Here is a 12719-nt window from a genome sequence, read left to right on the forward strand (position 1 = left end):
TTATGGTAAAAGTTTATGCACCTGCCTCTATCGGCAATGTGAGTGTCGGGTTTGATGTGCTGGGGGCCGCAGTGTCACCGGCCGACGGAACTCTGCTGGGGGATTGTGTCACCGTAGAAGCGGCAGAAACCTTCAGTCTGGAGAATCGTGGTCGTTTTGTCTCAAAACTGCCGACAGATCCAAAAGAGAATATAGTCTATCAGTGCTGGCAGCGTTTTTGCCAGGAAGTTGGCCGCGATATTCCGGTCAGAATGGTACTGGAAAAAAACATGCCCATCGGCTCAGGGCTGGGATCCAGTGCCTGTTCAGTTGTCGCCGGGCTGATGGCAATGAATGAATTCTGTCATAAGCCGCTGGATGACGACCGGTTACTGGCGCTGATGGGTGAACTGGAAGGGCGGGTTTCCGGCAGCGTGCACTTCGATAACGTGGCTCCCTGTTTTTTAGGCGGTCTCCAGCTAATGCTGGAAGCCCATGGTATTACCTGTCAACCGGTACCGGGGTTTGATGAATGGTATTGGGTGATGGCCTACCCGGGAATTAAAGTTTCCACCGCAGAAGCCAGGGCTATTCTGCCTGCCACCTACAGTAAAGCAGACTGTATAACCCATGGCCGAATGCTGTCAGGATTTATTCATGCCTGCCACACCCGTCAGCCATTGCTGGCGGCCAGTCTGATGAAAGATGTTATTGCTGAACCGTACCGTACCGGACTGCTGCCGGGGTTTGCCGAAGCGCGACAGGCTGTGACCGGACTCGGGGCTCTGGCCTGTGGTATTTCCGGTTCCGGACCGACACTGTTTGCCGTCTGTGACACGCCGGAAGTGGCTGAGCAGACCCGGGCATGGTTACAGCAGCACTATCTGCAGAACGATGAAGGCTTCGTACATATTTGCCGTCTTGATACGACGGGCGCACGTAAACTGGGGTAAGCGATGAAATTATATAATCTGAAAGACCATAACGAGCAGGTCAGTTTTACTCAGGCGGTGACGCAGGGACTGGGTTCGCAGCAGGGACTTTTCTTCCCTAATGAATTGCCGGCTTTTGAACTGACAGAAATTGATCACCTGCTGGAGATGGATTTTGTCAGCCGCAGCAGCAAAATACTGTCGGCCTTTATCGGTGATGAGATCTCTGAGCAGGAAATGACAGCGCGTGTAAAAACGGCATTTACCTTTCCGGCCCCGGTACAACCCGTCTCTGAAGATGTTGCCTGTCTGGAATTATTCCACGGACCAACCCTGGCATTTAAAGACTTTGGCGGCCGTTTTATGGCTCAGATGCTGGCTCTGAGCAGCGACGACGATGAAAAGATTACTATTCTGACTGCGACATCCGGTGACACAGGCGCCGCCGTTGCCCACGCGTTTTATGGCATGGAAAATATCCGTGTGGTGATCCTTTATCCGCAGGGAAAAATCAGTTCGTTACAGGAAAAACTGTTCTGCACGCTGGGCGGAAATATCCAGACCATTGCGGTGGACGGCGATTTCGATGCCTGTCAGGCACTGGTGAAGCAGGCATTTGATGATCAGGCACTGAAACAGGCGATTGGTCTGAATTCCGCTAACTCGATCAATATCAGCCGGTTACTGGCCCAGGTATGTTATTACTTTGAAGCGGTGGCACAGCTGCCTCAGGAAAAACGTAATCAGTTAGTCATTTCTGTCCCCAGTGGTAATTTCGGTGACCTGACGGCAGGATTACTGGCGAAAAGCCTGGGACTGCCGGTTAAACGTTTTATCGCTGCAACTAATGCCAACGACACGGTGCCGCGGTTTTTGCACAGCGGCGAATGGACTCCCCATAAGACGGTTGCTACCCTGTCTAATGCGATGGATGTCAGCCAGCCGAATAACTGGCCACGGGTTGAAGAGTTATTCCGCCGTAAGACCTGGCAGCTGAATGAACTTGGTTGCGGTGCACTGAGCGACGAACAAACCCGTGCAGCGATGCGTGAACTGGCGGCGGAAGGATATATTTCCGAACCTCATGCCGCAATTGCCTGGCGTGTGCTGCGTGATCAGTTACGTGACGGTGAGTATGGTCTGTTCCTTGGTACTGCACATCCGGCGAAATTTAAAGACAGCGTCGATGACATCCTGCAGACAGATCTGCCGTTACCTGCTGAACTGGCAGAACGTGCAGACCTGCCATTACTGTCGGAGACTCTGCCGGCAGATTTTGCTGAACTGAAACAGTACCTGCTGACAAAAACGGTCTGACAAACCGCTAATCTTTGCCGCCCTGCAGGGGACAACCTTTGCAGGGCCATAACTGATGACCGCTGTTTCAGGCCTGTTGCTGGTGGCGTTTAAACACCAGTTCCTGATCAGTACTGCTTTGTTCATCAAAAAAATAGCCGTCACTGTTGAAACCAGTGAGTTGTTGCGGGGTCGTCAGGCGATGCCGGATAATATAACGGCACATCATACCGCGGGCTTTTTTAGCATAAAAACTGATCACCTTGAATTTGCCATTTTTCTCATCAAGGAACACCGGTTTAATGATTTTTCCCGCCAGTAGTTTGGGTTTTACCCCTTTAAAATATTCATCAGACGCCAGATTGATCAGAACATCATCGCCCTGTCTGGCCAGCGCTTCATTCAGTACTGTTGTTAACTGATCTCCCCAGAAGCTGTAAAGATCTTTACCTTGTGGATTGGAAAGCTTTATGCCCATTTCCAGACGATAAGGCTGCATGAGATCCAGCGGGCGGAGAACACCATAAAGTCCGGACAGCATCCGCAGGTGTTGCTGGGCGAAGTCAAAATCATCGTCAGTCAGCGTTTCTGCGGCCAGGCCGGTATAAACATCCCCTTTAAACGCCAGAATGGCCTGTCTGGCATTCTCCGGGGTGAAATCCGGCTGCCAGTCATTAAACCGTTCTGCGTTAAGGTGTGCCAGTTTATCACTGATGCTCATCAGGGTCGCAATCTGTGCCGGTGTCAGCCGGCGGGCAATATCAATTAATTCCTGAGACTGATTTAACAGTGCAGGCAGGCTGTACTTCCGGGTCGCCAGCGGGCTTTCATAATCCAGGGTTTTGGCCGGAGATATCACCATTAACATTATTTAATTCCTCATTACAGGCCCGCAGGCGATCACTGATAGGGCGCAGTGTAGCAAAAAAGTGATACGGAATGATCAATCGTTGCTATACCCGGCAACGATGGTTAATGGTGTATTACCACGGATTACGCGGGCCCGCGACGTGACCAGCAATGCGATTTCGCGATTGTTTACCCGGCGCGGCCTTGCACCTCGTCAAGTGCGTGATATTATCCGGAGAGGCTTTTTTCCCCTGACAGTTCAACAGAAGAGAAGCAAACATGACGGACAAACTTAGCTCACTGCGCAAGTTAACAACAGTCGTTGCCGATACCGGTGATATTGAAGCAATGAAACTGTATCAGCCACAGGATGCAACCACTAACCCTTCACTGATCCTCAACGCGGCACAAATCCCTGAATACCGTAAGCTGATTGATGAAGCCATCGAATGGGCGCGTAAGCAGAGTAATGATAAGCAGCAGCAAATTGCTTTCGCCTCTGACAAACTGGCGGTAAATATCGGGCTGGAAATTCTGAAATTAGTCCCGGGCCGTATCTCTACCGAAGTTGATGCCAGACTTTCCTACGATACAGAAGCCAGTATCGCCAAAGCCCACAGCCTGATCAAACTGTATAACGATGCAGGTATCAGCAATGATCGTATTCTGATCAAGCTGGCCTCTACCTGGCAGGGGATCCGTGCGGCTGAGCGTCTGGAAAAAGAAGGTATCAACTGTAACCTGACACTGCTTTTCTCTTTTGCCCAGGCCCGTGCCTGTGCAGAAGCCGGTGTTTACCTGATTTCTCCGTTTGTTGGCCGTATTCTGGACTGGTACAAAGCGAATACCGATAAAAAAGAATATGCACCCCATGAAGATCCGGGTGTGGTTTCTGTGGCCGAAATTTATAACTATTACAAGCAGCATGGTTATGAAACCGTTGTCATGGGCGCGAGCTTCCGTAATACCGGCGAAATTCTGGAGCTGGCGGGCTGCGATCGCCTGACCATCTCTCCGGGCCTGCTGAAAGAGCTGAAAGAAACGGAAGGCAGTGTCGAGCGTAAGCTGAACTTTACCGGTGAAGTAAAAGCCCGTCCGGAAAAAATGTCAGAAGCCGAATTCCTGTGGGAACATAACCAGGATCCGATGGCGATTGATAAACTGGCTCAGGGTATCCGTAACTTTGCCATTGACCAGGGTAAACTGGAAAAAATGATTGCAGATTTACTGTAATCATCCCCGCCCGCGGTAGCCTGGCTGCTGCGGGACGTCAATTCACTGTTTGTGGTTCCCCGTCCCGGCTGTATCTACAGCACTCATCTGAAGTGAAATATCATGACTACTTTACGTATCGGACTGGTCTCAGTATCTGACCGGGCCTCGCAGGGGGTTTATCAGGATAAAGGTATCCCTGCACTGACCGAATGGTTATCACTGGCCCTGACCAGTCCTTTTACCCTCGAAAGCCGGGTTATCCCCGACGAACAATTGTTAATTGAGCAGACACTGACTGAACTGGTCGATGAACATCATTGCCATCTGGTGCTTACCACCGGCGGTACTGGGCCGGCATTACGTGATGTTACTCCGGATGCCACACTGGCGGTAGCTGACCGTGTAATGCCTGGTTTCGGCGAGCAGATGCGACAAATCAGCCTTAATTTTGTGCCTACGGCTATTCTGTCCCGGCAGACCGCAGTGATCCGTAAGCAATCGCTGATCCTGAATTTGCCGGGACAGCCGAAATCGATTAAAGAGACACTGGAAGGATTGAAAGCGCCATCAGGGCAGGTAAACGTCGCGGGTATCTTTGCAAGTGTACCTTATTGTTTACAGTTGCTCGACGGGCCCTATGTGGAGACTGATCCGCAAGTGGTAGCAGCTTTTCGTCCAAAAAGTGCAAGGCGTGAGATAAACGACTAAAGATAATATTTTTTAAGGATAAACTTCAGAGGTTCTGGTGTATCGGCTTATTGCCGATATAGTAATGAAATATTTACAGCTAACGCTGTTAACTGACCTCTGGGATAAAGACTTAATTTATGGATAACCATGCCGCGGAGCGCCTGAGTGCGCAGGACTATAAAACCCTGATACTGGCAGCGCTCGGCGGGGCGCTGGAATTCTACGATTTTATTATCTTTGTCTTTTTTGCGGCCGTGATTGGCGAACTGTTTTTCCCTGCCGATATTCCCGAATGGCTGAGGCAACTTCAGACTTTCGGGATTTTTGCTGCGGGGTATCTTGCACGGCCATTAGGCGGGCTGGTGATGGCTCATTTTGGCGATATTCTCGGGCGTAAGAAAATGTTTAGTCTGAGTATTCTGCTGATGGCTATCCCCACTCTGGCGATGGGACTATTGCCCTCTTATCAGAGTCTGGGACTGGCCGCTCCGCTATTATTATTGCTGATGCGATTATTACAGGGGGCGGCAATCGGTGGTGAAGTGCCGGGTGCCTGGGTATTTGTCGCTGAACATGTGCCGGATAACCGTACCGGAATTGCCTGTGGTACGCTGACAGCCGGACTGACGGTCGGCATCCTGCTGGGTTCTCTGGTGGCCGGTGCCATTAACCGGCATATGACCCCTGATGAAGTCGCTGCGGTTGGCTGGCGGGTGGCGTTTCTGCTGGGCGGTGTCTTTGGTTTTATTGCGTTATATCTGCGCCGCTGGCTGCAGGAAACGCCGGTATTCCGGAAAATGCAGCAGCAAAAAACATTGTCTGAAGCACTGCCCCTGAAAAATGTGGTGAATTTTCATCGTAAAAGCCTGCTGATTTCGGTGCTCCTGACCTGGCTGCTTTCTGCCGCTATCGTGGTGATTATCCTGATGGCACCGGCACTGATGCAAAAAATGTATCAGATCCCGGCAGCGCTCAGCCTGCAGGCCAACAGTATTGCGACAGTTATGCTGCTGGCAGGCTGTATGCTGGCCGGGTGGCTGGTTGACCGCTTTGGCGCCGGACGTTGTCTGTCGGTGGGATGCCTGTTGCTGGCGGCCAGCAGCTGGCTGTTTTTTCATATCTTAGCCAGCCATCCGCAATACCTGATTGCTGCTTATGCCCTGACCGGTCTCTGTGTCGGGACCGTGGGGATTGTGCCTTTTATTATGGTCAGGGCATTTCCTCCGGCAGTTCGCTTTAGTGGTATTTCCCTGTCCTATAACCTTTCTTACGCTATTTTCGGCGGTCTGACACCCGTCTTTGTGACCCTGGCGTTACGTCTGACGCCACTGGCACCTTGCTGGTATATCACCGCGCTGTGTGTCACCGGGGCAATGATCGGCGGATATCTGCATTCACAGGCCCGCCTCCCGGGTCAGGCGGCCGGCTGAGACTGTCAGGGATTTCTGTGTTTTTTTTACTTTTTTTTACGCCGGCCCTTGATGGCCGGTAAACTGCCCCCATCTTGTTTGCATAGCGAGTTGTGAATCAAAAAAATTTGTAATCCGGTACTTGAAATAATCACAAGCGACCGCATTTATGGTTCATATCCGAACGACAACAGAATTTACGTGGGAGATGTGTAGAGATGGGTAAAATTATTGGTATTGACCTGGGTACAACCAATTCATGCGTAGCAATTATGGACGGTGGTAAAGCACGCGTTCTGGAAAACGCTGAGGGTGATCGTACCACTCCTTCCATCATCGCTTACACTCAGGATGGTGAGACTCTGGTAGGCCAGCCTGCTAAACGCCAGGCCGTGACTAACCCGCAAAACACTTTATTTGCTATTAAGCGTCTGATTGGTCGTCGTTTTCAGGACGAAGAAGTACAGCGTGACCTGAAAATCATGCCATACAAAATCATCGGTTCTGATAACGGTGATGCATGGCTGGACGTGAAAGGCCAGAAAATGGCACCTCCGCAGATTTCTGCAGAAGTGCTGAAGAAAATGAAGAAGACTGCCGAAGATTACCTGGGTGAGCCGGTAACCGAAGCTGTGATCACCGTTCCTGCTTACTTTAACGATGCACAGCGTCAGGCGACTAAAGATGCTGGCCGTATCGCAGGTCTGGAAGTAAAACGTATCATCAACGAACCAACTGCCGCAGCACTGGCTTACGGTATGGATAAAGGCCAGGGTAACCGTACTATCGCGGTATACGACCTGGGTGGTGGTACTTTCGATATCTCAATTATCGAAATCGATGAAGTTGATGGTGAAAAAACCTTCGAAGTTCTGGCAACCAATGGTGATACTCACCTCGGTGGTGAAGACTTCGATAGCCGCCTGATTAACTATCTGGTTGACGAATTCAAGAAAGAGCAGGGTATTGACCTGCGTAACGACCCGCTGGCAATGCAGCGTCTGAAAGAAGCGGCAGAGAAAGCGAAAATTGAACTGTCTTCTGCCCAGCAGACTGACGTTAACCTGCCGTACGTGACTGCAGATGCGACTGGTCCTAAGCACCTGAACATCAAAGTAACCCGTGCGAAACTGGAAGCACTGGTTGAAGATCTGGTTGCACGCTCTATCGAGCCACTGAAAGTTGCTCTGAAAGATGCCGGTCTGTCAGTGTCTGATATCAATGATGTTATCCTGGTGGGTGGTCAGACCCGTATGCCACTGGTTCAGAGCAAAGTTAAAGATTTCTTTGGTAAAGAACCACGTAAAGACGTTAACCCGGACGAAGCTGTAGCTGTCGGTGCGGCAGTTCAGGGGGGTGTACTGGCGGGTGATGTGAAAGACGTATTGCTGCTGGATGTGACTCCGCTGTCACTGGGTATCGAAACGATGGGTGGTGTAATGACCAGCCTGATCAGCAAAAATACTACTATCCCGACCAAACACAGCCAGGTGTTCTCTACAGCAGAAGACAACCAGTCTGCGGTAACTATCCATGTACTGCAGGGTGAGCGTAAACGTTCTTCTGATAACAAGTCACTGGGTCAGTTTAACCTGGACGGTATTCAGGCTGCGCCACGGGGTATGCCACAGATCGAAGTCACTTTCGACATCGATGCGGATGGTATCCTGCATGTGTCTGCAAAAGACAAAAACAGTGGTAAAGAGCAGAAGATCACCATTAAAGCTTCTTCCGGTCTGAACGAAGAAGAAGTCGAAAAAATGGTCCGTGATGCTGAGCAAAATGCAGAATCTGACCGTAAATTCGAAGAGCTGGTTCAGGCACGTAACCAGGGTGACCAGGTTGTTCACAGCACCCGTAAGCAGTTAGAAGAAGCCGGTGATAAGTTATCTGCTGAAGATAAAGCGCCAATCGAATCTGCACTGACAGCACTGGAAACTGCGCTGAAATCAGAAGATAAAGCAGATATTGACGTTAAAATTCAGGCCCTGGTTGAAGTCTCCGGGAAACTGATGGAACTGGCACAGCAGAGTGCTCAGGCAAACGGTGCAGCCGGTGCAGGTGCTGATGCTTCAGCTCAGAAAGATGACGATGTTGTCGATGCTGAATTCGAAGAAGTTAAAGACAAAAAGTAATTGCCCATGACCGGGCTAAGCGGCAGCTAAGCTGTCGTTGCTAACCAGCACGGGCGTAGGAGAATATCCACGCCCGTGCGATCATGTTAAAGGCAATAAAAAATGGCGAAGAGTGATTACTACGAGGTTTTAGGCGTATCCAAAACAGCGGATGAGCGTGAAATCAAAAAGGCCTATAAACGGCTGGCAATGAAATATCACCCTGACCGTAACCCAGGCGATACCAAGGCTGAAGAGCAGTTTAAAGAAGTCAAAGAAGCCTATGAAATTCTGACCGATGATCAAAAGCGTGCCGCTTACGATCAGTACGGTCATGCAGCTTTTGAACAAGGCGGTATGGGCGGTGGCGGATTCGGCGGCGGCTTTGGCGGCGGTGCGGATTTCGGTGATATCTTCGGTGATGTTTTCGGTGATATTTTCGGTGGCGGTCGTCGCCAGCGTGCAGCCCGTGGTTCCGACCTGCGTTACAACATGGAGCTGACGCTGGAAGAAGCGGTCCGTGGTGTAAGCAAAGAAATTCGTATTCCTACCCTGCAGGAATGTGATACCTGCCATGGCAGCGGCGCTAAAGCCGGCTCAAAACCACAAACCTGTTCGACCTGCCATGGTGCAGGCCAGGTACAGATGCGACAGGGCTTCTTTACGGTTCAGCAACCCTGTCCGACCTGTCAGGGACGTGGTTCCGTGATTAAAGATCCATGTAACGCCTGTCACGGTCACGGGCGTGTCGAAACCACTAAAACACTGTCAGTGAAAATTCCTGCCGGTGTGGATACCGGTGACCGAATTCGCCTGAGTGGTGAAGGTGAAGCGGGTGAGCAGGGTGCTCCGGCCGGTGATCTTTATGTACAGGTCTCGGTGAAAAAACACCCTATCTTCGAGCGTGAAGAGAATAACCTGTATTGTGAAGTTCCGATTAACTTCACTCTGGCGGCCCTGGGGGGGGAGATTGAAGTACCTACCCTTGACGGACGGGTAAAACTGAAAGTCCCTGCCGGTACGCAAACTGATAAATTGTTCCGTGTGCGTGGCAAGGGCGTGAAATCAGTCCGTGGTGGCGCTATTGGTGACCTGTTGTGTCGCGTGGTGGTAGAAACCCCGGTGAATCTGAATGATAAACAAAAAGCGTTACTCAGTGAACTGGGCGACACACTGGGCGGGCCATCAGGCGAGGATAACAGTCCCCGTTCAAAAACGTTCTTTGATGGTGTGAAGAAGTTTTTTGACGATCTGACCCGTTAGTGCCCTGCTGAAGAAAAAACCAGTGCCTTGCGGTGCTGGTTTTTTTTTGCTCTTTCGCCGGCAATATTTGTTAAAACCAGCAATTACTGAGATCATCAGTCGGTAACCCTGTGACAAATTAAAAGGATATCCTCTGATGTCATTAGCGATAAAGATCTTCAGGAGTGAAGCAGCCGGAGGCGTAGTATTAATTGTTGCTGCTGGCCTGGCACTGATTCTGGCTAATATGGGCTGGAGTGCTGAGGGCTATCAGCAGTTTTTACAGTTTACGCCGCTGACTGGCGTCAGTATCGACGGGCACTCTCCGAATACCCTGTTCTGGATAAATGATGCCCTGATGGCACTATTTTTCCTGCTGGTCGGGCTGGAAGTTAAACAGGAGCTGGTCAGCGGGGCGCTTGCCACGCGTCAGCAGGCCGTATTTCCGCTGCTGGCAGCGATTGGCGGAATGATTGCCCCTGCGGCTATCTTCCTGTTATTTAACGGTGGCTTAGCTGAAATTCGTCAGGGCTGGGCGATACCTACTGCAACTGATATTGCTTTTGCATTAGGGATTCTGGCGCTGCTCGGTAACCGGGTGCCACCGGTACTTAAAGTCTTTCTGATGGCGCTGGCGGTGATTGATGATCTCGGGGCAATTATTATTATTGCCCTGTTCTACAGCGGACAGGTGTCATGGTTTGCTTTAGGGGGAGCGGCTATTGTGATGGCAGTACTGGCGCTGATGAACAGGGTCGGGCTGCGTTACCGGAGTCTGTACCTGCTGGCCGGTGTGGCACTCTGGTATGCGGTGCTCTCTTCCGGTGTTCATGCAACCATTGCCGGTGTGATACTGGGCCTGATGATGCCGGTTAAAGGGCAGGGGAAGCACTCTGCAGCCCTGAAACTGGCACACAGCCTGCATCCCTGGGTTCGCTGGCTGATCCTGCCGTTATTTGCTTTTGCTAATGCCGGCGTGGTGATGAATAACCTCAGCATGCAGGATGTGATCTCCTCCCTGCCACTGGGTATTATCGCCGGTTTACTGTTGGGCAAACCGCTGGGAATTACGCTGATATGCTGGATAAGCTCACGGCTGGGCATGACCAGGCTACCGGAAAATACCGGAATTAAAGACATTGCTGCTATTGGCATCCTCTGTGGTATCGGCTTTACGATGTCGATATTTATTGCATCACTGGCTTTTGGTCAGGACGGTACGCGGCTGATTAATGAGGCGAAGCTGGGGATCCTGTGTGGTTCGGTACTGTCTGCGGTGGCGGGATATGTACTGTTGCGCCGGCGTTTTACGCATCAAAGATAAGGCCGTCAGCACCGCTGCGGGGAATGTCAGCACTCTGTCATCGGGGGGCTGGCATTTTTTTCAGAGGATCAGCGGACATAAAAAAACCGGCCTGAGCCGGTTCTTTTCAAAGCGACAACGCGCTGACGATTAAGCCAGTTTGTTGATCTGTGCAGTCAGGTTAGCTTTATGACGTGCAGCTTTGTTTTTGTGGATCAGACCTTTAGCAGCCTGACGGTCCACGATTGGTTGCATTTCGTTAAATGCGTTCTGCGCAGCTGTTTTATCGCCAGTAGCGATTGCAGCGTATACTTTTTTGATGAAAGTACGCAGCATTGAGCGACGGCTTGCGTTGTGCTTGCGACGTTTCTCAGATGTTACAGCGCGTTTCTTAGCTGATTTGATATTAGCCAAGGTCCAACTCCCAAATATGTTCTATATGGACAAATCAAAGGCCGAGGACTATGCCTTTTGCGCCTTCTTTTGTCAATGGATTTGTGCAAATAAGCGTCGTTTAAAAAACAACACCCGGTTACGTAATTGATGGCGCAAGATTCTACCAGCTTCCTGATTATGAATACAGCTTTTCACAACAAAATTGCAGGGAATTTACCCGGCCCTGAATAAACACGATGAAAAGCAGTAAAGAAGCGACGAAAGGCTTCACTGACGGGTTAAATTTGTACGCCGTAAAGGGTATAATCCGGCGATTTCCAGCGAGTTGAGTCGGCCATGAAGTTTATCCGCGGTTTACATAATCTCACAAAGCAGCATGGTGGCTGCGTTTTGACTATTGGTAATTTTGACGGTGTGCATCGCGGGCATCAGGCGCTGCTGAAGCAACTTTGTGAGGAAGGACGGCAACGTAATCTGCCGGTGGTGGTCATGCTGTTCGAGCCACAGCCTCAGGAGTTTTTTTGCCGCGGGCAGGTGCCTGCCAGACTGACACGGCTGCGTGAAAAAATAAAATATCTGGAACAGGCCGGGGTCGATACGGTTGTTTGTGTACGTTTCGACGGCGCATTTTCGGCCCTGACAGCGGATGATTTCATCCGCGATATTCTGGCGGAAAAGCTGGATGTCAGGTTCCTGACGGTCGGTGATGATTTCTGTTTCGGCGCTGGCCGGGAAGGGAATTTCCTGTTATTACAGGAGGCGGCGCGCCGCTATCATTTCGATGTGGTGAATACCCGGACATTCTGTCACCAGGGAGAGCGGGTCAGCAGTACTAAAGTGCGTGAAGCTCTGGCGGCCGATGACTTTCTGACGGCTGAACATCTGCTGGGGCGGCCTTATGCGATTAGCGGACGGGTTATCCACGGTGATGCCCTGGGAAGGACTCTGGGCTTTCCTACCGCGAACATACCGCTGCGACGGACCGTATCACCGGTAACAGGAGTTTATGCTGTAGAAGTTCAGGGAATATCTGAACAGTCTTTCTACGGGGTAGCAAATATTGGTACCCGGCCGACGGTAAAAGGGATGCGTCAGCAGCTGGAAGTTAATTTACTGGATGTAAATATCAATTTATATGGCCGCCATATCTCTGTGGTATTGCGGCATAAAATACGTAATGAGCAACGATTTGCATCGCTTGATCAACTGAAAGCGCAAATTGCCAAAGATGTGGTGACGGCCCGCGAATTTTTTGGGCTAAAAACAACGGCATAATGGCCGAAATATGGAACCG

The 12719-nt window shown here is 50.7% G+C and carries 11 protein-coding genes; 9 read left to right on the forward strand and 2 right to left on the reverse strand.

The genetic code is table 11. The features are described from left to right. Positions 1-2 precede the first annotated feature (2 nt). Together thrB and thrC are read left to right on the forward strand one after the other, a co-directional pair. On the forward strand, positions 3-932 hold the full coding sequence (gene thrB / locus JK198_RS03465) for a homoserine kinase (protein ID WP_212710207.1): 930 nt from the start codon (positions 3-5) through the stop codon (positions 930-932). Between the two features lie 3 nt (positions 933-935). Further along, positions 936-2228, forward strand: coding sequence for a threonine synthase (thrC, locus tag JK198_RS03470; protein WP_212707022.1), 1293 nt, complete (start codon positions 936-938; stop codon positions 2226-2228). A 67-nt stretch (positions 2229-2295) separates the two neighbouring features. Here thrC and yaaA read toward each other — a convergent pair whose 3' ends face one another. Continuing rightward, on the reverse strand, positions 2296-3075 hold the full coding sequence (gene yaaA, locus JK198_RS03475; protein WP_212710208.1) for a peroxide stress protein YaaA: 780 nt from the start codon (positions 3073-3075) through the stop codon (positions 2296-2298). Positions 3076-3335: 260 nt separating this feature from the next. Here yaaA and tal point away from each other — a divergent pair, with 260 nt between their 5' ends. The 6 genes from tal to nhaA all read left to right on the forward strand — a co-directional run bounded on the left by tal (position 3336) and on the right by nhaA (position 11050). Then, a complete protein-coding gene (gene tal, locus JK198_RS03480; protein WP_212707020.1) occupies positions 3336-4289 on the forward strand; it encodes a transaldolase in 954 nt (317 codons plus the stop codon). Positions 4290-4391: 102 nt separating this feature from the next. Continuing rightward, positions 4392-4979, forward strand: a complete 588-nt coding sequence (gene mog, locus JK198_RS03485; protein ID WP_212707019.1) for a molybdopterin adenylyltransferase — start codon at positions 4392-4394, stop codon at positions 4977-4979. 119 nt (positions 4980-5098) lie between these two features. Then, positions 5099-6391, forward strand: a complete 1293-nt coding sequence (locus JK198_RS03490) for an MFS transporter (RefSeq protein ID WP_212710209.1) — start codon at positions 5099-5101, stop codon at positions 6389-6391. Positions 6392-6588: 197 nt separating this feature from the next. Next, the gene (gene dnaK / locus JK198_RS03495) at positions 6589-8505 is read left to right on the forward strand and encodes a molecular chaperone DnaK (RefSeq protein ID WP_212710210.1); all 1917 of its coding nucleotides are present in this window, start codon (positions 6589-6591) and stop codon (positions 8503-8505) included. A 102-nt stretch (positions 8506-8607) separates the two neighbouring features. Continuing rightward, positions 8608-9747, forward strand: a complete 1140-nt coding sequence (gene dnaJ / locus JK198_RS03500; RefSeq protein WP_212707016.1) for a molecular chaperone DnaJ — start codon at positions 8608-8610, stop codon at positions 9745-9747. Between the two features lie 136 nt (positions 9748-9883). Continuing rightward, entirely contained in the window at positions 9884-11050 is a 1167-nt protein-coding gene (nhaA, locus tag JK198_RS03505; protein WP_212707015.1) for a Na+/H+ antiporter NhaA, read from the forward strand. 129 nt (positions 11051-11179) lie between these two features. On the opposite strand, the gene rpsT is transcribed toward nhaA, so the two are convergent. Continuing rightward, positions 11180-11443, reverse strand: coding sequence for a 30S ribosomal protein S20 (gene rpsT, locus JK198_RS03510; RefSeq protein WP_212707014.1), 264 nt, complete (start codon positions 11441-11443; stop codon positions 11180-11182). Between the two features lie 318 nt (positions 11444-11761). Between rpsT and ribF the strand changes: the two genes are divergently transcribed. Further along, a complete protein-coding gene (gene ribF, locus JK198_RS03515; RefSeq protein WP_212707013.1) occupies positions 11762-12700 on the forward strand; it encodes a bifunctional riboflavin kinase/FAD synthetase in 939 nt (312 codons plus the stop codon). Positions 12701-12719: the final 19 nt, after the last annotated feature.

Source organism: Tatumella sp. JGM91 (genome assembly GCF_018257575.1).
In the GTDB taxonomy this organism is placed as follows: domain Bacteria; phylum Pseudomonadota; class Gammaproteobacteria; order Enterobacterales; family Enterobacteriaceae; genus Tatumella; species Tatumella punctata.

Coding starts and splice junctions, on each gene's coding strand:
- thrB (WP_212710207.1), top strand. CDS start 3: ATGGTAAAAGTTTATGCACCTGCCTCTATCGGCAATGTGAGTGTCGGG.
- thrC (WP_212707022.1), top strand. CDS start 936: ATGAAATTATATAATCTGAAAGACCATAACGAGCAGGTCAGTTTTACT.
- yaaA (WP_212710208.1), bottom strand. CDS start 3,075: ATGTTAATGGTGATATCTCCGGCCAAAACCCTGGATTATGAAAGCCCG.
- tal (WP_212707020.1), top strand. CDS start 3,336: ATGACGGACAAACTTAGCTCACTGCGCAAGTTAACAACAGTCGTTGCC.
- mog (WP_212707019.1), top strand. CDS start 4,392: ATGACTACTTTACGTATCGGACTGGTCTCAGTATCTGACCGGGCCTCG.
- JK198_RS03490 (WP_212710209.1), top strand. CDS start 5,099: ATGGATAACCATGCCGCGGAGCGCCTGAGTGCGCAGGACTATAAAACC.
- dnaK (WP_212710210.1), top strand. CDS start 6,589: ATGGGTAAAATTATTGGTATTGACCTGGGTACAACCAATTCATGCGTA.
- dnaJ (WP_212707016.1), top strand. CDS start 8,608: ATGGCGAAGAGTGATTACTACGAGGTTTTAGGCGTATCCAAAACAGCG.
- nhaA (WP_212707015.1), top strand. CDS start 9,884: ATGTCATTAGCGATAAAGATCTTCAGGAGTGAAGCAGCCGGAGGCGTA.
- ribF (WP_212707013.1), top strand. CDS start 11,762: ATGAAGTTTATCCGCGGTTTACATAATCTCACAAAGCAGCATGGTGGC.